This is a genomic window from Amycolatopsis cihanbeyliensis (assembly GCF_006715045.1).
In the GTDB taxonomy this organism is placed as follows: domain Bacteria; phylum Actinomycetota; class Actinomycetes; order Mycobacteriales; family Pseudonocardiaceae; genus Amycolatopsis; species Amycolatopsis cihanbeyliensis.
The window spans coordinates 962,728-981,997 of the sequence record NZ_VFML01000002.1 but is presented as its reverse complement, the minus strand read 5'-3'; the positions used below and the strand labels follow the sequence as shown (position 1 = coordinate 981,997).

At 70.5% G+C, this 19,270-nt stretch carries 24 protein-coding genes; 12 read left to right on the top strand and 12 right to left on the bottom strand.

What is annotated here, in order from left to right:
* Positions 1 to 47: 47 nt before the first annotated feature.
* Positions 48 to 1,472, bottom strand: a complete 1,425-nt coding sequence (locus FB471_RS33110; RefSeq protein ID WP_246076842.1) for a neutral zinc metallopeptidase — start codon at positions 1,470 to 1,472, stop codon at positions 48 to 50.
* Between the two features lie 94 nt (positions 1,473 to 1,566).
* Between FB471_RS33110 and glgP the strand changes: the two genes are divergently transcribed.
* Positions 1,567 to 4,110 (top strand): alpha-glucan family phosphorylase, encoded by a 2,544-nt coding sequence (glgP, locus tag FB471_RS33105; protein WP_142003743.1) that lies wholly within the window; start codon positions 1,567 to 1,569, stop codon positions 4,108 to 4,110.
* On the opposite strand, the gene FB471_RS33100 is transcribed toward glgP, so the two are convergent.
* On the bottom strand, positions 4,066 to 4,485 hold the full coding sequence (locus FB471_RS33100) for a rhodanese-like domain-containing protein (protein ID WP_142003742.1): 420 nt from the start codon (positions 4,483 to 4,485) through the stop codon (positions 4,066 to 4,068). The genes glgP and FB471_RS33100 overlap by 45 nt on opposite strands.
* Positions 4,482 to 5,018: a cysteine dioxygenase gene (locus FB471_RS33095; RefSeq protein WP_142003741.1), complete on the bottom strand. Its 537-nt coding sequence runs from the start codon at positions 5,016 to 5,018 to the stop codon at positions 4,482 to 4,484. Before FB471_RS33095 ends, FB471_RS33100 begins: the two co-directional genes overlap by 4 nt.
* A 327-nt stretch (positions 5,019 to 5,345) precedes the next feature.
* On the opposite strand from FB471_RS33095, the gene FB471_RS33090 reads away from it, so the two are divergent.
* The 3 genes from FB471_RS33090 (at position 5,346) to FB471_RS33080 (ending at position 7,940) form a co-directional block, all read left to right on the top strand.
* Positions 5,346 to 6,110 (top strand): ABC transporter ATP-binding protein, encoded by a 765-nt coding sequence (locus FB471_RS33090; protein ID WP_211358327.1) that lies wholly within the window; start codon positions 5,346 to 5,348, stop codon positions 6,108 to 6,110.
* Positions 6,111 to 6,175: 65 nt separating this feature from the next.
* Positions 6,176 to 6,955 carry an enoyl-CoA hydratase/isomerase family protein gene (locus FB471_RS33085; protein ID WP_142003739.1) on the top strand — a complete coding sequence of 260 codons (780 nt, stop codon included), beginning with the start codon at positions 6,176 to 6,178 and terminating at the stop codon, positions 6,953 to 6,955.
* A gap of 7 nt (positions 6,956 to 6,962) precedes the next feature.
* The gene (locus FB471_RS33080; RefSeq protein ID WP_142003738.1) at positions 6,963 to 7,940 is read left to right on the top strand and encodes a class I SAM-dependent methyltransferase; all 978 of its coding nucleotides are present in this window, start codon (positions 6,963 to 6,965) and stop codon (positions 7,938 to 7,940) included.
* A gap of 68 nt (positions 7,941 to 8,008) precedes the next feature.
* Here the strand turns inward: FB471_RS33080 and FB471_RS33075 are convergent, their stop codons facing one another.
* Positions 8,009 to 8,326, bottom strand: a complete 318-nt coding sequence (locus tag FB471_RS33075) for an ArsR/SmtB family transcription factor (RefSeq protein WP_142003737.1) — start codon at positions 8,324 to 8,326, stop codon at positions 8,009 to 8,011.
* Positions 8,327 to 8,398: 72 nt separating this feature from the next.
* Here FB471_RS33075 and FB471_RS33070 point away from each other — a divergent pair, with 72 nt between their 5' ends.
* Complete coding sequence (locus FB471_RS33070; protein WP_246076841.1) at positions 8,399 to 8,695, top strand: VOC family protein; 297 nt, start codon at positions 8,399 to 8,401, stop codon at positions 8,693 to 8,695.
* 113 nt (positions 8,696 to 8,808) lie between these two features.
* Here the strand turns inward: FB471_RS33070 and FB471_RS33065 are convergent, their stop codons facing one another.
* Positions 8,809 to 9,141, bottom strand: coding sequence for an ArsR/SmtB family transcription factor (locus FB471_RS33065; protein ID WP_170221079.1), 333 nt, complete (start codon positions 9,139 to 9,141; stop codon positions 8,809 to 8,811).
* Between the two features lie 62 nt (positions 9,142 to 9,203).
* Here FB471_RS33065 and FB471_RS33060 point away from each other — a divergent pair, with 62 nt between their 5' ends.
* The gene (locus FB471_RS33060; RefSeq protein ID WP_142003735.1) at positions 9,204 to 9,959 is read left to right on the top strand and encodes an SDR family NAD(P)-dependent oxidoreductase; all 756 of its coding nucleotides are present in this window, start codon (positions 9,204 to 9,206) and stop codon (positions 9,957 to 9,959) included.
* Here FB471_RS33060 and FB471_RS33055 read toward each other — a convergent pair.
* Together FB471_RS33055 and FB471_RS33050 are read right to left on the bottom strand one after the other, a co-directional pair.
* Complete coding sequence (locus FB471_RS33055) at positions 9,956 to 10,633, bottom strand: response regulator (protein ID WP_142003734.1); 678 nt, start codon at positions 10,631 to 10,633, stop codon at positions 9,956 to 9,958. The two genes, FB471_RS33060 and FB471_RS33055, sit on opposite strands and share 4 nt — an antisense overlap.
* Positions 10,630 to 11,778 (bottom strand): sensor histidine kinase, encoded by a 1,149-nt coding sequence (locus tag FB471_RS33050; RefSeq protein ID WP_142003733.1) that lies wholly within the window; start codon positions 11,776 to 11,778, stop codon positions 10,630 to 10,632. Before FB471_RS33050 ends, FB471_RS33055 begins: the two co-directional genes overlap by 4 nt.
* Positions 11,779 to 11,953: 175 nt before the next feature.
* Here FB471_RS33050 and FB471_RS33045 point away from each other — a divergent pair, with 175 nt between their 5' ends.
* Together FB471_RS33045 and FB471_RS33040 are read left to right on the top strand one after the other, a co-directional pair.
* Entirely contained in the window at positions 11,954 to 12,184 is a 231-nt protein-coding gene (locus FB471_RS33045) for a hypothetical protein (protein ID WP_142003732.1), read from the top strand.
* A 30-nt stretch (positions 12,185 to 12,214) separates the two neighbouring features.
* Positions 12,215 to 12,448 (top strand): hypothetical protein, encoded by a 234-nt coding sequence (locus FB471_RS33040; protein ID WP_142003731.1) that lies wholly within the window; start codon positions 12,215 to 12,217, stop codon positions 12,446 to 12,448.
* Positions 12,449 to 12,537: 89 nt separating this feature from the next.
* Here FB471_RS33040 and FB471_RS33035 read toward each other — a convergent pair whose 3' ends face one another.
* The gene (locus FB471_RS33035) at positions 12,538 to 12,741 is read right to left on the bottom strand and encodes a cold-shock protein (RefSeq protein ID WP_142003730.1); all 204 of its coding nucleotides are present in this window, start codon (positions 12,739 to 12,741) and stop codon (positions 12,538 to 12,540) included.
* A 716-nt stretch (positions 12,742 to 13,457) separates the two neighbouring features.
* Here FB471_RS33035 and FB471_RS33030 point away from each other — a divergent pair.
* Positions 13,458 to 14,522 (top strand): fatty acid desaturase family protein, encoded by a 1,065-nt coding sequence (locus tag FB471_RS33030; protein ID WP_425457138.1) that lies wholly within the window; start codon positions 13,458 to 13,460, stop codon positions 14,520 to 14,522.
* A gap of 48 nt (positions 14,523 to 14,570) precedes the next feature.
* On the opposite strand, the gene FB471_RS33025 is transcribed toward FB471_RS33030, so the two are convergent.
* Positions 14,571 to 15,833: an RNA polymerase sigma factor gene (locus FB471_RS33025; protein ID WP_142003728.1), complete on the bottom strand. Its 1,263-nt coding sequence runs from the start codon at positions 15,831 to 15,833 to the stop codon at positions 14,571 to 14,573.
* 7 nt (positions 15,834 to 15,840) lie between these two features.
* Complete coding sequence (locus FB471_RS33020; protein ID WP_142003727.1) at positions 15,841 to 16,200, bottom strand: YciI family protein; 360 nt, start codon at positions 16,198 to 16,200, stop codon at positions 15,841 to 15,843.
* Between the two features lie 184 nt (positions 16,201 to 16,384).
* Here FB471_RS33020 and FB471_RS33015 point away from each other — a divergent pair, with 184 nt between their 5' ends.
* Entirely contained in the window at positions 16,385 to 16,795 is a 411-nt protein-coding gene (locus FB471_RS33015) for a VOC family protein (protein WP_142003726.1), read from the top strand.
* Between the two features lie 62 nt (positions 16,796 to 16,857).
* On the top strand, positions 16,858 to 17,409 hold the full coding sequence (locus FB471_RS33010; RefSeq protein ID WP_211358309.1) for a DUF4232 domain-containing protein: 552 nt from the start codon (positions 16,858 to 16,860) through the stop codon (positions 17,407 to 17,409).
* A 91-nt stretch (positions 17,410 to 17,500) separates the two neighbouring features.
* On the opposite strand, the gene FB471_RS33005 is transcribed toward FB471_RS33010, so the two are convergent.
* Entirely contained in the window at positions 17,501 to 17,992 is a 492-nt protein-coding gene (locus tag FB471_RS33005) for a pyridoxamine 5'-phosphate oxidase family protein (RefSeq protein WP_142003724.1), read from the bottom strand.
* Positions 17,993 to 18,069: 77 nt separating this feature from the next.
* The gene (locus tag FB471_RS33000) at positions 18,070 to 18,474 is read right to left on the bottom strand and encodes a nitroreductase/quinone reductase family protein (protein ID WP_142003723.1); all 405 of its coding nucleotides are present in this window, start codon (positions 18,472 to 18,474) and stop codon (positions 18,070 to 18,072) included.
* 125 nt (positions 18,475 to 18,599) lie between these two features.
* Between FB471_RS33000 and FB471_RS32995 the strand changes: the two genes are divergently transcribed.
* Complete coding sequence (locus FB471_RS32995) at positions 18,600 to 19,238, top strand: GNAT family N-acetyltransferase (RefSeq protein ID WP_142003722.1); 639 nt, start codon at positions 18,600 to 18,602, stop codon at positions 19,236 to 19,238.
* The last annotated feature ends 32 nt before the right edge of the window (positions 19,239 to 19,270 follow it).

Here is a 19,270-nt window from a genome sequence, read left to right as displayed (position 1 = left end):
GCTGTACGCCGATCGGCTCAGTGAACTCGACAGTGAGTTAGGTCGGGTCAACCGAGACCGCAGCCGCCCGCCCCGGCGGTCACCCCGGCCCGGAACGCGGCGATCCGGGCGAACCCGGTGGTCAGCGAGCCGCCGTCGACGTCCCGGGCCGGGTAGTCGTAGAGGAGCAGGAGCTGCACCGCCTCGCCGAGGTCACCGGGGGAGACGGTGAAGTCGCGCTGCGGTCGCAGCAGCGAGCCGGTGTAGGCGCCGGCGAGGCACAGCGCGCCGCGCTGCGCCTTCCTGCCGGTGAGTGGATGCCCGGTCGCCTGCCATGCGCCGAGTGCGTACCGGCTGGCCAGCAGTGTCCCCGCGGCGTAGTCACCGATCCCCGCGTGCACCTCGCCGAGCATCCCCTCGGTGTGCACCCGCACCGCCTTCGCGTCCGGGCAGTAGGCGATTCCGCCCTGCCCGCCGCGGGTGCAACGCGGTTCGGTCGGCACCTCGCCGAGCTCCGGCGGCGACCACGGGGCACCCGTCGTGCCGACGATCCCGGTGAAGTACGCGTCCAGGTCCTCGGTCATCGCAGCCAGCAGGTCCTGAAGCGGCAGGTTCCCCCCGCGTTCCAGGTCACCGGCACTGGTGAACGCGCGCTGGGTGAAGGTGCGGTTCTCCGCGGTGATCCGGGAACACGGCCCCGTGCCCGCCTGGTACCCGTCCTGGAAAGCCGACACCCGGTCGAAGGCGTCGCCGTGCGCCCCCTGCTCGCTGTTGTCGGTACCGATCGGGTCCCGGAAGGTGATCAATGCGCGCAGCGCCGCGTCCAGCTCGTCCTCGGCGAGCCGCAGGTGCCCGGAGTCGCCGTCGACCACCCAGCGCAGGAACGCCCCCGCGTAGCAGTCGGCCATCGACTCGAGCACGATCGTCGGATACAGCCGCGGGTCGGCGCGCCCGGACCGACCGGTCACCCCGGCCCTGGCCTGTACGGCGTGCCCGATCTCGTGCGCGAGCACCAGCATCACCGCGCCCGCCCCGTACCGCTCGGTGAGCACCGGCAGCAGCGCGGCGCGGTCCCACACGATCACGTCCTCCGCCGGGCAGTAGTAGGCATTGCCCTCGACGTCGGACGCGGACTGGGTGCAGGGCGGCGGTGGGGCGCCCGCGTCGGCGGTGTCCACCGAGACGAAGCCCCCTTCGAGCTCCCGCCAGGGTTCACCGAACACGGAAGGGTACTCGCGCCGCCAGAAGGCCCGGACCTCGGTGATCACCGTCGCGGCCAGCGTGTCGATCTCGCCCCCATCGCTGCCCCGCACGAAGTCGGATGGCACCAGGGAGGTCGTGCCCCGCTGCACGTGGTCGAGGAGCAGGGTCGTGCTCTGCCGCGCCGAGCCGGGTATCCGCTCGGCGCATCCGGACGTGGTCAGCGCCGCGAGCGCGAGCAGGGACACCAGCATCAGCATCGGCCGGTTGCGCACCACCTCATTCTGCTGCATGGAACCGTGCCGCGTCGGCCGACCGTCCGGGTGCGCCAACACCCGGTGCGGGCCCGACCGCGATCAGTTGCCCGGCGAGCTATCGTCGCAGAGCATGAGAGCAGTCCGCCGGTTTACCGTGCACGCGAGCCTGCCCGAGCGACTGACCGGCCTTGGCGCGCTGGCGACCAACCTGCGCTGGACCTGGCACCCGCCGACCCGTGACCTTTTCGCCTCCATCGACGGCGAGCTGTTTCGGCAGGTGAAGGACCCGCTCCGGGTGCTGACCACGGTTCCGCCCGCACGGCTGGAAGAACTCGCCGAGGACGAGGAGTTCCTGGCCAGGGCAGGGGCCGCGACCGCGGACCTGGAGCGCTACCTCACCGAGCCGCGCTGGTACCAGCGCGAGGCGGCGGCCGGCGGGCTGCCGGAGGCCGTGGCGTACTTCTCCATGGAGTTCGGGGTCACCGAGGCGCTGCCCAACTACTCCGGTGGGCTCGGCGTGCTCGCCGCGGACCATCTCAAGGCCGCTTCCGATCTCGGTGCCCCGCTGGTCGGGGTCGGCCCGCTGTATCGGGCAGGTTACTTCCGCCAGACGTTGTCCCTGGACGGCTGGCAGGTCGAGCACTACCCGGTGATCGACCCCAGCGGGCTGCCGCTGGACCTGGTCACCGAACCCGGCGGTGAGCCGATGCAGGTGTGCGTGGCGATGCCGGGCGGGCGGCGGCTGTGGGCCCAGGTGTGGAAGGCGCGGGTTGGCCGGATCCCGTTGCTGCTGCTGGACACCGACGTGGAGGCCAACGACGAGGACCTGCGCCGGGTCACCGACCGGCTCTACGGCGGTGACGCCGACCACCGGATCCGCCAGGAGATCCTGGCCGGGATCGGCGGGCTGCGCGCGGTGCGTCGCTACTGCGAGCTGACCGGGCATCCGCAGCCCGAGGTGTTCCACATGAACGAGGGGCACGCGGGCTTCCTCGGGCTGGAACGGGCCAGGGAGATCCTGGCCGCGGACGGGTTGAACTTCGACGAGGCACTGGCCGGGGTACGGGCGGGCATGGTGTTCACCACGCACACCCCCGTGGCCGCGGGTATCGACCGGTTCCCCGTCGACCTGGTGCAGCACTACTTCGGCGACGGCAGGCTGCTGCCGGACATCGACGTGCGCCGCGTCCTCGCGCTCGGTGCCGAGGACAACCCCGGCATGTTCAACATGGCGCATATGGGCCTGCGGCTCGCCCAGCGCGCCAACGGGGTGTCCGCGCTGCACGGGAGGGTGTCCCGGCGGATGTTCGCCCGGCTGTGGCCGGGTTTCGACGATCCGGAGGTGCCGATCTCCGCGGTCACCAACGGGGTGCACGGACCCACCTGGGTGGCCAGGGAGATGAGCGCCCTGCTCGGCGGCAGCGACGAGGAGTGGGGGCACGACGGGGGCGAGCCGAGCGCCCGGCCCGAGGTCGGCGACCAGCAGTTGTGGGACCTGCGGCGGGACCTGCGTGGGAAGCTGGTGGCCGAGGTGCGTCGCCGGGCGCGCGCGTCCTGGCTGCAGCGGGGCGCCTCGGCGCTGGAACTCGGCTGGACCAACACGATCTTCGATCCGGACGTGCTGACCGTCGGCTTCGCCCGTCGCGTGCCGACCTACAAACGACTCACCCTGATGCTGCGCGACCCCGACCGCCTGCGCGCGCTGCTGCTGGACGAGGAGCATCCGATCCAGATCGTGGTCGCCGGCAAGTCCCACCCCGCCGACGAGGGCGGCAAGCAGCTCATCCAGCAGATCATCCGGTTCGTGGACGATCCCGCCGTGCGCCACCGCATCGTGTACCTCCCGGACTACGACATGGCCATGGCGCGGTACCTCTACCGCGGCTGTGACGTCTGGCTGAACAACCCCACCCGACCGCTGGAGGCCTGTGGCACCTCGGGGATGAAGGCCGCGCTCAACGGCGGACTGAACCTGTCCATCCGGGACGGTTGGTGGGACGAGTACTACGACGGCAGCAACGGCTGGGCCATCCCGACCGCGGACGGGATCCGCGATCCGTTGCGCCGCGACGAGTTGGAAGCGGCCGCGCTCTACGACCTGCTCGGGCAGCAGGTGGCGCCGCTGTTCTACGACCGGGGGCCGGACGGGGTGCCCGCCGGCTGGATGTCCATGGTCCGGCACACGCTGGACACGCTCGGGCCGCGGGTGCAGGCCTCCAGGATGGTGCGAGAGTACGTGGAGTCCTACTACCGGCCCGCGGCCATCGCGGTGACCGCCGCGCTCGAGGAGTCCGGTGCCGGTGCCCGCTCGCTCGCCGCGTACCGCGACCGGATCGACCTCGCCTGGAACCGGGTGCGCATCTTCGACACCGAGTTCCTGGTCGAGACACCGGAAACCCTGGTGGTCGGCAAGGAGATCCGGGTACGCGCCCGGGTGGACCTCGCCGGCCTCGATCCCTCCGATGTGCAGGTGCAGGCCCTGCTGGGCAGGGTGGGGGACACCGACGACCTGCTCGATCCGGTGGTGGTGCCGATGGAGCCCGAGGGCGGCGGCGGGTTCGGCGCCTCGTTGCGGCTGCCCCGGGCGGGCTCCCTCGGTTACACCGTGCGGGTGCTACCGAAGCACTCGCTACTGGCCAGCCCCGCCGAGCTCGGCAAGGTGGTGCTGGCCTGAGCCGCTCGTCGGCAGGCCCGCCGCCCGCCAGGCCCGGAACCCGCCGACCAGATCGGTCACCCCTGGCAGCCCGAGCCGCTTGACCTCGGCGGCGGCCAGGCTGGAGGCGTAACCCTCGTTGCAGATCACCACCACCGCGCGGTCGGGACGTACTCCCGGCAGCCGGTGCTCGCTGGAAGGGTCGAGCCGCCACTCCAGATGGATCCGCTCGACCGGGACGGCGCCGGGTATCTCTCCCTCCGCCGCCCGGTCGCCGGCCGGTCGGATGTCCACCAGCAACGCACCGCCCGCCCGCAGGCGCAGTGCCTCCTCCGGACCCACACGGTCCACAGTGGATCTCGCCGTGGCGAGCACCTCGTCGACGCGTGCGGTCACGGGACGACCACCGGCAGCGGCGGTATCTCGGCGGGCACTTCGGCCAGGGCCGAGTACTCCCTGGTCGGTACCAGCGGCGGGGAGTAGGCATGCACGCTGGCCGCGGGAGTGGCACTGGCGTTGCCGAGCCGGTGGGCCCTGCCCGCGCCGAATCCGAGCCCGCCACCGGCGGTGTGTACCCGCTGCCGGATCGGGCCGCCGGGGTAGCGGTACTCCTCGGTCAGCTCACCCTGCAGCACGGTGAACGCACCCGCGGCGCCACCGTGGTCGTGCGGCCTGGTCTGCTGGCCGGGTAGCCAGGACAGCAACCACAGCTCCACACCGTCGGTCAGGGCGAGCCGTGCCCACCAGCGCTGGTCCGCGTCGAACCGGAGCAGGCCGCGCAGCGCCGTGGCCAGCTCGCCGCCGACCGTGCGGGTCAGCTCGGCGAGCTGCCGAGGGGTCCACAGTAGACGTTCACTGGGCAGCAGGTCGGGAAGCAGTGGATCGGTGATCCGCGGGTGGATTTCGGCAGGGGTGATCGACTGGGTCATCGGGATTCTCCAAGAGGGTGCGTCGGGACCGGGTGTACGGCGAATCAGCGGCCGGTACACCCGCACGACGCGACCAGCAGGAGGTCGACCGCGCGGTCGCGCCACAGGGCCCACGCCGGGCAGGGGCGGGGCGACACGGGGGCGAACTCGATCACGGATCCGATGCTGCCACGGTCGTCGGGCGCTGCGGTCAGCTTCTCATCAGCTGGACACCGGGCGGAGGGGTGGGTCGTCGTGACGGCTGTGCCCCGAGTCAGTGACAATGACCCTGTGAGCGAGCCGACGCAGCAGATCGAGCAGGCGGAACTGGACGACCTCGTGGTGCATATGTCTGGTGTCGGGGTCCGGCGCGGGGGTAACAAGCTGCTCGCCGACGTCGACTGGTCCGTGGAGCTGGACGAGCGGTGGGTGGTGCTCGGCCCGAACGGTGCGGGCAAGACCACACTGCTGCGGATGGCCGCGGCCGAGCTGCACCCCACCACCGGCACGGTGCACCTGCTCGGCGAGCGGCTGGGCAGGGTGGACGTGTTCGAGCTCCGGCCGCGGATCGGGTTCACCTCCGCCGCGCTGGCCGGCCGGGTGCCCGCGGACGAGACCGTGCGGGACGTGGTGGTGAGCGCGGGCTACGCCGTGCTCGGCCGCTGGCGGGAGGACTACGACACGCTGGACACCGAGCGGGCGGACGAGCTGCTCGCCGCGCTGGGTATCAAGCATCTCGCCGGGCGCACCTTCGGCACCCTTTCCGAGGGCGAGCGCAAGCGCACGCTGATCGCGCGCTCGCTGATGACCGATCCGGAGATGTTGCTGCTGGACGAGCCGGCCGCCGGGCTCGACCTCGGCGGCCGGGAGGACCTGGTGGCCAGGCTTTCCACGCTGGCCATGGATCCGGACGCCCCGGCTATGGTCCTGGTCACCCACCACGTGGAGGAGATTCCGCCGGGGTTCACCCACGCGTTACTGCTGGCCGAGGGGCGGATGGTGGCCGGTGGCCTGCTCGAGGACGTATTGACCGGCGAGAACCTTTCCGCCACCTTCGGTCAGGACCTGGTTCTGGAGCGTTCCGGTGCGCGCTTCTTCGCCCGGCGCCGGTAACGTGTTCTACTGACGGGTAGCCTGCGGGGAGCCCCGCGGGTGTCGGCACTACGAGGAGGATGGGCGTGGGCGAGTTCGTACGTCTCGAGGTCGAGGCCGGGGTCGGCACGATCCGGCTGGAGCGGCCGCCGGTCAACGCGCTGAACAACCAGGTGCAGGCCGAGTTGGCCGAGGCAGCCAGGGAGGCCACCGACCGGGACGACGTGCGTTCGGTCATCCTCTACGGCGGGGAGAAGACCTTCGCCGGTGGTGCGGACATCAAGGAGATGGCCGCGAAGTCCTATGTGGAGATGTCGAAGTTCGGGGCAGCGCTGTCCGGTTCGCTCACCACGCTGGCGGAGATCCCCAAGCCGACCGTGGCGGCGATCACCGGCTACGCCCTCGGCGGCGGACTCGAGCTGGCGCTGACCGCCGACCGCAGGGTGGCAGGGGACAACGTCAAGGTCGGGCAGCCGGAGATCCAGCTCGGCATCATCCCCGGCGCGGGTGGCACCCAGCGGCTCGCCCGCCTGATCGGCCCGAGCAAGGCCAAGGACCTCGTCTACACCGGCCGGTTCGTCAAGGCCGAGGAAGCACTCGCGCTGGGGCTGGTGGATCAGGTCGTGGCCCCGGACGACGTGTACGCCACGGCGCACGCGTGGGCCGCGCAGTTCGCCAAGGGGCCCGCGGTCGCGCTCAAGGCGGCGAAGGCCGCGATCGACGGCGGCCTCGACCTGGACCTGCGCAACGGGCTCAAGCTGGAGACGAACCTGTTCGTCTCGCTGTGGGCGACCGAGGACCAGTCCACCGGGATGCAGTCGTTCATCGAGAACGGTCCCGGCAAGGCCGCCTTCGAAGGCAAGTGAGCCGCCCGTGACGGACACGACCGACCCCACACCCAACCCGCATGCCACCGCCGAGCAGGTGCAGGCGGCCTACGGGGATCCGAAGCTGGCCAACGTGCTGTACCACGACTGGGAGGCCGGCACCTACGACGAGAAGTGGTCGATCTCCTACGACGAACGCTGCATCTCCTACGCAACCGACGTGTTCCGTGCCGTGGCCGGGGAGGCGGACTGGCCGTACCCCACCGCGATGGAGCTGGGCAGCGGTACCGGGTTCTTCCTGCTGAACCTGATGCAGGGTGGGGTGATCAAGCGTGGCTCGGTCACCGACCTCTCGCCGGGCATGGTGCGGGTGGCGCTGCGCAACGCCGAGAACCTCGGCCTGGATGTGGATGGCCGGGTGGCCGACGCCGAGCGCATCCCGTACCCGGACGACAGCTTCGACCTGGTGATCGGGCACGCGGTGCTGCACCACATTCCCGAGGTGCGGGCCGCGTTCCGCGAGGTGCTGCGGGTGCTCAAACCGGGCGGCCGGTTCGTCTTCGCCGGCGAGCCGACCAGGATCGGGGACTCCTACGCCCGCCGGCTGGGGCAGTTCACCTGGTGGCTGACCACCAACCTGACCCGGCTGCCCGCCCTGCGTTCCTGGCGGAGGCCGCAGGAGGAACTGGACGAGTCCTCCCGTGCCGCGGCGCTGGAGGCCGTGGTCGACCTGCACACCTTCGATCCCACGGAGTTGGAGCGCACGGCACTGGGCGCGGGTGCGGTGGATGTCCAGGCGGTCACCGAGGAGTTCACCGCGGCCCTGCTCGGCTGGCCGATCCGGACTTTCGAGGCGGCCGTTCCGCCGGAGAAGCTGACCCTGCGCTGGCGATGGTTCGCCTACCGTGCCTGGCTACGGCTGTCCGTCGTGGATCGGAAACTGCTGGCGAAGGTGCTGCCGCGGGAGCTGTTCTACAACGTCATGATCACCGGCGTGAAGCCGGCCGCCCCCACGGAGCCCTGACCGGTTGCCGTTCGGCCGAACGTTCGTTGTCAATTACCTCGTCAATAACCTCGTCGTCAACCTCGTCGTCAACCTGGGTCGTCCGGCATGGCGTCCAGGTGCCGCTCGAGGGCATCGAGCCGGTCGTGCCACAGCGCGCGGTACGGCGCGATCCAGTTGTCGACCTCCGCCAGCGGTTCCGGGCGCAGCCGGTACCAGCGCCGCTGCGCGTCCTGGCGGACCTCGACCAGCCCGGCCTCGCGCAGCACCTTGAGATGCTTGGATACCGCCGGCTGGGTGACCTCCAGTCGCTCCACCAGGTCACCGACCAGCCGTTCTCCGGTGCGCAGCAGATCGAGAATCTCGCGCCGACGTGGTTCGGCCAGTGCCGCGAAAGCTGTTGCCATACTAGTAATATAACCGATATGGCATTCGCGGCTCGGGTTGCGCTGGAAGTCGTCGTCGTTCCCGTGTCTGATGTGGACAGAGCGAAGGGGTTCTACGCCGACCAGTTCGGTTTCCACCTGGATCACGACACCCGGATCAACGAGGAACTGCGGGTGGTGCAGCTGACCCCGCCGGGATCGGGGTGCTCGGTCGTGGTGGGTACGGGCATCGGCGAGGGCATGCGGCCCGGTTCGCTCAAGGGGCTGCAACTGGTGGTCCCGGACGTGCATGCGGCACGCGCGCAGCTTGCGGCGAACGGGTCGCGGTCAGCGAGGTACGAGTGGCCGAAGGATCGGGTTTCCGGTCGAGCCGTGATGGGGAGGACCTGAACAACGTCGGGTTCGTCTTCTGCACCGACCCGGACGGCGATTCCTGGTCGGTGCGGCAGATTACCGCGAGGAAATAGCCGCGCCGCTCGTTGCGGGCGGTCGACGGGTGTGGCTCAGGCGCCGACCTCGGTGCCGATGTCCTCGGCCCGGACGGTGTCGAGCAGCGCGTCCAGCAGGCCGGGAAATCTGCCCCGCAGGTCGTTCGCTCGCAACCGGACGAAGCAGCGGGTTCCCTCCTGCCTGGTGCGCGTGACGCCCGCGTCGCGGAGCACCTTCAGGTGATGGCTGAGCGTGGACTTGGCCACCGGTACCCGTAGCTCGCTCCACGCCCGCTCCTCGCCGTCGGCGAGCAGGTGAACCAGCCCGAGCCGGATCGGGTCGCTGAGCGCGGCGAGCACCCGCGTGAGGCTGATCTCCGCGGTCGCCGGATGTTTCGCGTCCCTCATGTTGCCCATGATAACTTCGTTCTATGTTCTACGAACATCGAACGATATGATCGGGGGTTCTGATGACGGCTGATTTCGCAGGGCGCGTGGTGATCGTGACCGGTGCCGGCTCGGGGATCGGTGCGGCCACGGCGGGGGCCTTCGCCACGGCCGGAGCGCGGGTGCTGGGCGTCGGGCGCAGGGCCGAGGCGTTGACCGAACTCGCCGACCGGCACCCCGGTGTGGTTCCGTTCGTCGCGGACATCCGGGACGAAGGGGCCGCGGCGGCCGTCGTCGAGGCCGCGCATTCCCGGTGGGGCAAGCTCGACGTGCTGGTCAACAATGCCGGTGTGCTCGCCACCATGCCACTGGCAGAGGTCACCGCCGCGCGGGTGTCCGACCTGCTGGCCACCAACGTCACGGCGCCGAGCCTGCTCGCCAAGGCCGCACTACCGCATCTCGAGGCCGCCGGGGGTGCGATCGTGAACGTGTCCAGCACCCTCGGGCACCGTCCGGCTGCCGGCGTCGCGCACTACGCCGCGTCCAAGGCGGCACTGGAGCAGTTGACCAGGAGCTGGGCGCTGGAGCTGGCCGATCGGCAGGTGCGGGTGAACGCGGTCGCCCCCGGTCCCACCGAAAGCCGGGCGCTGGCCTCCGCCGGCCTGTCCCCGGAGGCGGTCGAGGAGGTCAAGCGCGCGGAGGCGGCCCGCATCCCGCTCGGTCGCCGCGGGCGGCCCGAGGAGGTGGCCACCTGGATCCTGCGGTTGGCCGATCCCGCCGCCACCTGGCTGACCGGGCAGGTGCTCACCGTCGACGGCGGCCTCGAGCTGGTTGGTTAGGGGTCGAGCAGGCCGGCGTCGTGGGTGAGCAGGGCGATCTGGACCCGGTTGTTCAGCCCGAGTTTGGTGAGGATGTTGGAGACGTGCGTCTTCACCGTGGGCACGCTGAGGTAGAGCGTGGCGCCGATCTCGGCGTTGGACCTGCCGTGGCCGACCGCGACGGCCACGGCACGCTCCCGCTCGTTCAGTGACTCCAGCTGTTCCAGCGCCCGGGCCCGGCGCCGGTCCTGCTCGGAGTCGGCCACCCTGTCGATGAGCCGCTGGGTGACCGAAGGGGACAGCACCGGGCGACCTCCGGCCACCTGCCGGACGGCGGCCACGATCTCGGCGGGCGGGGTGTCCTTGAGCAGGAACCCCGCCGCCCCGGCCCGCAGGGCCCGCAGCACGTGCTCGTCGGCGTCGAAGGTGGTCAGCACGATGACCTCGGGCGCGTGCTCACGGGCGCGCAGGGTCTCGGTGGCCGACAGCCCATCCGTGGTCGGCATGCGGATGTCCATCAGCACCACGTCCGGGGCGAGCCGGTCGACCAGGTGCAGGACCTCGGCGCCGTCACCGGCCTCGCCGACCACCCTGATGTCCTGGCCGCCGCCCAGCATCATCACCAGGCCGGCACGCACCAGCGGATCGTCGTCGACCACGAGCACGCCGACCACCGAGGTCTCGGATTCGGTCATGGCGGCCAGGGTAACCAGGTCGCCAGCCGCCACCCGCCGGCCTCGGTGGGGCCGTGTTCGAGCCGCCCCTCGGCCAGCGCGACGCGCTCGGCGAGGCCGATCAGACCCTGCCCCGGCGCGGCCCCGGACGCCGGCGGCGTGCGGGGGCCGTTGCCGACCTCGACGGTCAGGCCGTCCTCCGGCGCGCCGGAAATCGTCACCGTCACCTCGGTCCCCCACGCATGCTTGCGCGCGTTGGTCAGGCCCTCCTGCACGATCCGGTAGGCGGTGCGGCCCAGCCTGTCCGGAACCGAGCCGGTCACCTCCTGCCGCAGCACCACCCGCATCCCGGCCTGCCTGGACTCGGTAACGAGCTGTGGCATGTCGGCCAGGGTCGGCTGGGGTAGTTCCCCGACCGGAGCGCGCAGTACGCCGATCACCTCCCGCAGGTCCTGCAACGCGTGGTGGGCGCTGTCCCGGATCACCGCGGCCGCACGGGCGACATCCTCGGCAGGCGCGTCCGGGCGGTATTCCAGCGCGCCCGCGTGCACGCTCAGCAGCGACAACCGGTGGCCGAGGACGTCGTGCATCTCTCGCGCGATGTCCTCGCGCGCCCGGTGCTGGGCTTGCTCGGCACGCAGGTGGGCCTCGGCCTCGGCGCGTGCGGCGCGGTCGCGCAGGGACACCACCAGCTGGCGCCGGTGGTGGATGACCCTGCCCCAGCCCACCACGGCACCCTGCATGGCAAGGCTGAACAGCACCAGGACATAGCCGGGGACGTCCGGATCGGGACGGAGCAGGACGAAGCCGAAGGACGCGGCGATACCGAGGGCGAACAGGATCATGGTGGTGCGTTGTGACCGGTGCACCGCGACGGTGAACAGCGCGGCCAGCATCGCGCCACCGCTCATCTCGGCGAAGACCGACAGCGCGATCAGTACCAGGGCCAGCGCCACCGGCCAGCGGCGGCGCAGCCACAGCGCGGCGCAGCCGAGCGCCCCGATCAACTGGTCGACGTCGAACAGCCAGCCGGGGCGGACCGGCGGCCCCAGTTCGACTCGCGCGGCCGCGGTCAGCAGCCCGAAGGCCACCGCGGCCAGGAAGAGGGCGGTGTCCACGAGCCACTCGCGGACACCGCGCCGGCTGGCGAGTCCGGCACCGTCCATGCCGTCGAACCTACTGGGCACGGCCGCGGCCTGCGTGCGGTGCCCGCGGGACGATACCGGCGTCGCGCGGATCGATACTTTCGTCGTGGCAGGGCCGGCGGAAGGCTACTTCGGTCGGGCGTGGACATTCCCCCGACCGATCCCTTGCCGTACCGGGACTCTCTAGCGTCGAGGTATGCGCAAGGGACTTCAGGTCCTCGGCCTGTACCTGGTCCTGGCGGGGATCAGCGGGACGATCGACTACCTGGCGGGACAGCCGCTGCTGGGTGCGGTGCTGAATGTCTTCAACCGGTTCGTCATCCCGCGGATCGACCTGCTCGCCGGGTACGAGATCTACGCGAACCTGTCCCTTGCGGTGTTCGGCGCCGCCGTACTGGCGGCGGCGGTACGGGTGCGTGGCACCTGAGCGCACCGGCGGAAAGGGGAGTTCACGGGAATGGCTATGCAGAACAAGGCGATCGACGGGCTGGAAGGGCTGCTTGCGCTGGCCGGGATCACGCTGGGGGCGATCCCGTTCGGTGGCTGGGTGATCGCGAAGGAGCACAGCGGACCGTTCCGCTGGCTGTTCGGGGAGCACACCGGAGCAATGGGATACGTCGTGCCATTGCTCGTCCTCGGCGTGGCCGTGCTGCTGATCGCGGTGCTGGAAGGGGCCAAGCGCCGCGTATGAGCGGTCACGCCGACGCGGGTTTCGATTGCTCCAGGTATGACAAGGGCGCTCACCGAACGGTGAGCGCCCCTATCCCGCAGCGGGTACCGTCAGAGGACGGATACGCCGGTCGCCTGGGGGCCACGGTTGCCCTGGCCGGTCTCGAACTCGACACGAGCGCTCTCATCGAGGCTACGGAAGCCGTTCCCGCGGATCTCGGAGTAGTGCACGAAGACGTCAGCACTGCCGTCATCGGGGCTGATGAAGCCGAACCCCTTCTCCGCGTTGAACCACTTCACTGTGCCCTGGGTCATACAATCTCCACATCTTCCATCCGACGAGACGCCATGAGATCAGGCGCCTCGGGTCGCGCGCACAGCTGGGACTCTGGGAGAGCTGAGACTCCAGGAGAGCTACGACTCTGGGAGAAGACCGGCTACGCCCGCTCAATTCTTGCGAGCGTCTGCAGAAACGAACACAAAAACCTTTGAACCATGCTCAGTGGAGCACGCCCGGCTCGGTGGCGTCAAATCGAGATGCGCGGAACGGATCGCGGGTGCCGGTAGCGGGATCGGCCCGGAGAAGGGTAGCGTTGGTGGTACAACGTCGAGCCGACCGCCGCGGGACCTTGTTCGAGGGACCCGCCCATCGTTCAGCCAGGCGGATCCATCGGTGCTACGGCCTCCCCAGGTCCTCTTTCGCTTCCGTCGTCGGCCGAGCAGGCCGACCTCGGTGACGCCGTGGCTCTTCGTGAGCCCGGTGGCGACGTGTCGATCCGCCCGGTCCTCGACGTTGCCATTGACAACCACGTCAGGAGATCTTTTGCCTACCAATCCATCCCACCGCCAGGCGCACGCACCCGCGTATGTCAAGCCGGTCGTTTTCAGCCACCCCCGCGCCGCGGAGCCGGTGGACTTCGTCGCGCGTGGCGCCACCGATCACGGCCCCGTACGCCATCCGCTTTTCTCCGCGCCCGCCGGCTCGAGCCGTTGACGACGCCCCTCGTGCGCAGGCACGGGCCCAGGCTCCGATCTCGGCAGTGAAGGAGTTCGCTATCGACACCATCACGAAATCCGCCAGGGGCAGCGAGTACGCGGCGCTTTCCCAGGAGGTCCGGGCAGCCGGGCTGCTCCGCAGGCGGTACGGGTACTACGCGGCCAAGGCCGGCGGGAACCTGCTCGCCCTGGCCGCCGCGTGGGTCACCTTCGCCTACCTCGGTGACTCCTGGTGGCAGTTGTTCGTCGCGGCGTTCCTCGCCGTCGTTTTCGCCCAACTGGCGTTCATCGGCCACGACGCGGGACACAAGCAGATCTTCCGTACCCGTCGGCCCAACGACATCGTCGGGTTGGCGCACGGTGGCCTGGTCGGCATGAGCTACCGGTGGTGGGTGAACGGTCACAACCGTCACCACGCCAACCCCAACCACGAGGATCACGACCCGGACATCGACATCCCGGTGCTGGCGTTCACCGGCAAACAGGCCGGTCGCAAAGCCGGGTTGCTGCGGTGGACGGCCAAGCACCAGGCCGTACTGTTCTTCCCGCTGCTCCTCCTGGAGGGGCTGAACCTGCACGTGTCCGGTTTCCGGGCCGTGCTGCGCGGGGACACCCGATCCCGCCGGATCGAAGGGGCGCTGCTGGTCACGCACACCGTGCTCTACCTGGCCGCGGTCTTCCTGGTGCTCTCGCCAGGTATCGCCGTGCTGTTCATCGTGGTCCATCAAGGGCTGTGGGGCTTCTACATGGGTTGCTCGTTCGCCCCGAACCACAAGGGAATGCCGACCATGAGCGGTGACGGGCCGGTCGACTTCCTGCGCAAGCAGGTACTGACCAGCCGGAATGTCCGCGGCGGGCGGATCACCGATTTCGTGTTCGGCGGGCTGAACTACCAGATCGAACACCATCTGTTCCCCAACATGCCGCGTCCGCATCTGCGCCGCGCGCAACCCATCGTGCGACGCTTCTGCGCCGAGCGCGGGCTGCCGTACAGCCAGACCGGCTTGCTGCGCTCCTACCGGCAGATCCTGGCTCATCTCAGCGAGATGGGCGCGCCGTTGCGGAACCCCCGGCGCGGCGCCCTCGACGCCGCGCGGTGACCGGCGGCTCGGCCCCGGCACCGCCCGGCGATCAGCGGGCTCGCCCGTTCAGCGCCGGAGGTCCCGCTCCCGGGAGTGGGTGAGTGACCGGCGGCCGCGTTCCAGGAACGCCCGTTCGGCGGCGTTGCCGGTGCGCTCCAGTGCCGCCTGGTACGCCCGCGACGCCTCGGCCTCCCTGCCCAGCCGGCGCAGCAGGTCGGCGCGGACGGCGTGGAAGAGGTGGTACGTCCGCAACGCGAGGTCGTCGACCAGGGCGAGCGCCGCGGCGGGCCCGTCGACCTCGGCGACCGCGACGGCGCGGTGCAGCGCCACCACCGGGTTCGGAGTGAGGGCGTAGAGCTGGTCGTACAGCTGCCGGATCTGTCGCCAGTCGGTGTCGGCCGCGGTCGGCGCGTCGCTGTGCACGGCGTTGATCGCGGCCTGGACCTGGTACGGCCCCGGCTGATTGCGCCGGAGGCAGGCCCGCACCAGCGCCTGGCCCTCGGCGACGAGCCGGCGGTCCCAGCGGTCGCGGTCCTGCTCGGCCAGCCGTACCAGCGCGCCCGCGGGGTCGGTGCGGGCCTCCCGCCGTGACTCGGTGAGCAGCATGAGGGCGAGCAGCCCGGCGACCTCCGGTTCGTCCGGCATGAGCTCGGCCAGCAGCCTGCCGAGCCGGACGGCCTCGGCGCACAGATCGGCACGGACCAGGGCGTCCCCCGAACTGGCCGCGTAGCCCTCGTTGAAGATGAGGTAGATCACGGCCAGCACGGCGCGGAGCCGGTCCGGCAGGTCGGCGTCGGTGGGCACCCGGTACGGGATGCGGGCGTCGCGGATCTTGCCCTTGGCCCGGACCAGGCGCTGGGCCATGGTCGGTTCGGGCACCAGGAAGGCACGGGCGATCTCCGCGGTCGTGAGCCCGCCGAGCAGCCGCAGGGTGAGCGCCACCTGGGCAGCGGTGGCCAGTGCCGGGTGGCAGCAGGTGAAGACGAGGCGCAGCCGGTCGTCACGCACGGGGCCTTCCTCCTCGGGTGTCGTGCCCGCCGTGTCCTCGGCACGGGCGTGCAGCAGCGCGGCCTTGGCGTGCCGGTCCTCGCGGGATGCCTCCCTGCGCAGCCGGTCGATGGCCCGGTTGCGAGCGGTGGTGATGATCCATCCGGCAGGGCTGGGCGGCAGCCCGGTGGACGGCCACCGCCGAACGGCGGCCGTGAAGGCGTCCTGGACCGCGTCTTCGGCGACATCGATGTCGCCGAAGACGCGGACGAGGGAGGCCACGGCGCGACCGTGTTCGGCGCGGAAGACACGTTCGATCTCCGCGGCGGTCACCTCCGGCATGCCGGTGTCACCCGCAGCTTCCGTCCTGCATCGGCCGGACCTCGATGGGCAGGGTGATCGCCGCGGCGAGCTTGCGGCCCCACTCCAGCGCGGCATCCAGATCGGGCGCCTTGATGACGGTGAAGCCCCCGATGTGCTCCTTACCCTCGAGGTAGGGACCGTCGGTGGTGAACACCTCGCCCTTGCCCCCTTCGGCCCGCAGCACGGTGGCCGTGCCCGGCGGGTGCAGGCCACCGGCGAACACCCAGGCGCCCGCCGCCCTGAGCTCGTCGTTCACCGCCTCCACCTCGCGCATGATCGGTTCCAGCACCTCGGGTGCGGGCGGTTCGCCATCGGGCTGGTAGATGCTGAGCAGGTAGTGCTGCATGACTGGTTCCTCCTCGAAGGGCTGACGGTACGGTCGGCGGCTGCCCGCCGCTCATCCTCTACACGAACGGTCGACACCCGGATCGACATCGCCGGCACACATTCCCGGTGCCGGGTTCGGACTCGGTTGTCGGTAGCGCGCTGATCTGCGACGATGCTGATCCGACTCGACGAAGGAGTGCCCGGTGGCCACCCGTCTGAACCCGTACATCAACTTCACCGGCAACGCCCGCCAGGCCATGGAGTTCTACCAGCAGGTCTTCGGCGGCACGCTGACCGTGAGCACCTTCGGTGAGTTCGGCGCGCCGGACGCGCCGGAGGCCGACCTGATCATGCACAGCATGCTGGAGACCGACAGCGGGTTCACGCTGATGGTCTCCGACCTTCCACCGGGAATGGAGTACAAGCCCGGAAACAACATCACGGTGAGCCTGAGTGGCGATGACGTCGAGGAGTTGCGCGGCTACTGGGCCAAGCTGTCCGAGGGCGGCACGGTGTCGGTCCCGCTCGAGAAGCAGATGTGGGGCGACGAGTTCGGTAGCTGCGTGGACCGCTTCGGCATCGGCTGGATGGTGGACATCGCCGGCCCGGGGTAGCGCGCGTCGGGCGAGCTGCGAAGATCGTTCACGTGCCTGCGAAACGCGTGAAGGTCGGGAACGTGTGTCGCCTCGGAGCGCTGGCTCTGCTGGTGGCCGTGCTCGGAGGATGCTCGGATACTCCGGCACCGACGCCACCACCTCCGTCGACGGCGACGCCCTCGACGACCTCGGCGTCCCCGCGGCCGGACCTCGTCGTCACCCTGGGTGCCGAGGACGCCGCGATGGGACTGCGCGTGCTGAACATCGAGCTGACCAACGAGGGCACGCGGCCGCGCACGGTGCAGGGTTACCCGGCGATCCGGCTGCGGGACGACGAGCGGAACCTGCTCGACGTGCGGGTGCACGAAGGGTCGGCCTCGATCGCCACCATGGAGGATTTCGACTCCGGACCCACCCCGCTGACCCTGGAACCCGGGCAGAAGGCGGTGGCGGGGCTGGTCTGGCGGAACAAGGTCACCGATGCCTCGGTGCCCGCCACGAACGGTGAGTATCTCGAGGTCGCCCCCACGGAAGGGGATCACTGGCAGGCGGTGCCCCTGGGCGCCCCCGTGGACCTCGGCAACACCGGTGAGCTGGGGGTGAGCGCCTGGGCACCGCCGCGCAAGGAATGAGCGGCCGGGCGGCCTGTTGCACCAGCTCACCGTCGAGCAGGCTCGTCTCCTCGATCGTGGACCACGGCTGGTGCGCGTACTGCCGGCCGGGTCACTCCTTGCGCACCACGGTCTCCTGCTCGCCCGGCTTCCAGATCGTGACCTCCATGCCGCCTTCCCTGATCTCCACCGAGGAGGCACCGGTCAGCTCGGCCGCGTAGAAGGGGTCGAACTTCTGCCCGCGCAGGTCGAAACCGGTCTCCTCGAACAGCGCCGTGGCGAACCGCTGGTGCAGAGCCTCGTCCCGGACATCACGGACCCTGCCCCACAGCTTGGCGTCCCCCTCCTTGACCTCGGTGTCCACGGTCGCGGTGTGCAGGCAGAAACGGGGGTCCCTTGCCAGATCCCGGAACTTCGTCGTGTTCGGCATGCCGACGATCCACAACCGGTCCTCGAAGATCCGCGGTTCGACCGGGCTGATCCGCGGGAAGCCGTCCGAGCGAAGGGTGGCCAGCATGCACAGGTTGCCCGCCGCGGCATGGCGGCGGGTGAAGATCTCGGCGATTCGCGGGCTGCCCGCGATGAACTCGTTCCACATGGTCATGCCGCCGACGCTAGGGCGGAACCCTGTCAATCGCTGTCATGGTTTCTCGTCCGGGCGTCGCCGGTCACCCCGCCGGCTCAGCCGGTGAGGTCGGTCAGGTCGATGCGCAGTGTCAGCAGGTCGGTTCCGACCACCCGGACCGCGGCGCTGTTCATCCGTGGCAGTGCCTTGAGCCGCGCCTTCGCGTCGTCCTCCGGCACCAGGTGCGCGGTGCCGGAGTGCCACCTCCCGTTCAGCCGGAGCCGGACCCGCGGATCGGCCTGGATGTTGCGCACGTACTGGGACTTCTCGCCGTGCTCGGACACGAACCAGAACTCCCCTCCGATCCGCCGCCCGCCGATCGGCGTCTGCCGGGGCAGACCGGACTTCCGCCCGGTGGTCTCCAGCAGGGTTTGACTCGGCAGCCTGCGCAATATCGGGTTGCCGACCCGACGCTGGAACGAGGTCACCGCCCGGTGCTTGAGTTCGTGATAACGCGACATTCCCGGCTCCCGTTCGTCGCTGGATTGGTGCCGTGGCCATCATCCCCGGGCCAGGGCGCGGCGAGCGGCACGGGACCCCGCGTGTCAGCCTGGACGGCTCCCACCGAGCAGGGTAGGCAGGCGGCGTGGAAATCCGGACATTCACGGAGGCCGACCGGGCCGAGCTCCGCACGCTGGCCGGCCGCGCGGGCGAGGGGGCTCCCAGCGCCTCGCTGTGGGGCCATGCGGAGTCCGAGTTGGCCATCTACCTCGACCCGTACCTGGACCGGGAACCGGAGTCGGTGTTTCTCGCCGTGGTCGACGGCGCGCTGGCCGGGTATCTGGTCGGCTGCCTGGACGGCCGGACGTTCCCCAGTGAGAGCGACCGCTTGGTGGGGGCGATCAAGCGGCACCGGCTGATGTTCCGGCCGCGCACCGCGGCATTCTTCGCGCGTGCACTCGCGGATACGGCTCTCGCCGCGGTCCGGCGCGAGCCCACCGCCGGGGATTTCGACGACGACCGGTGGCCGGCGCACCTGCACATCAACGTGGAGCCCCGTGCGCGCGGCACCGGCGCCGCGGCCGGGCTGATGAACCGCTGGTTCGACCGGCTCAGGGAAACCGGATCACCCGGCTGCCACCTCCAGACCCTGCGCGAGAACACCCGTGCGGTGCGGTTCTTCGAACGTATGGGTTTCGTCGCGCACGGTCCGACTCCGCTGGTGCCCGGTATCCGGCACCAGGGCAAGCGGCTGCACCAGCGGACGATGGTGTGGACCCCGTGAGAATGCCCGGTGGCGCATCACCGTCGGGAGGA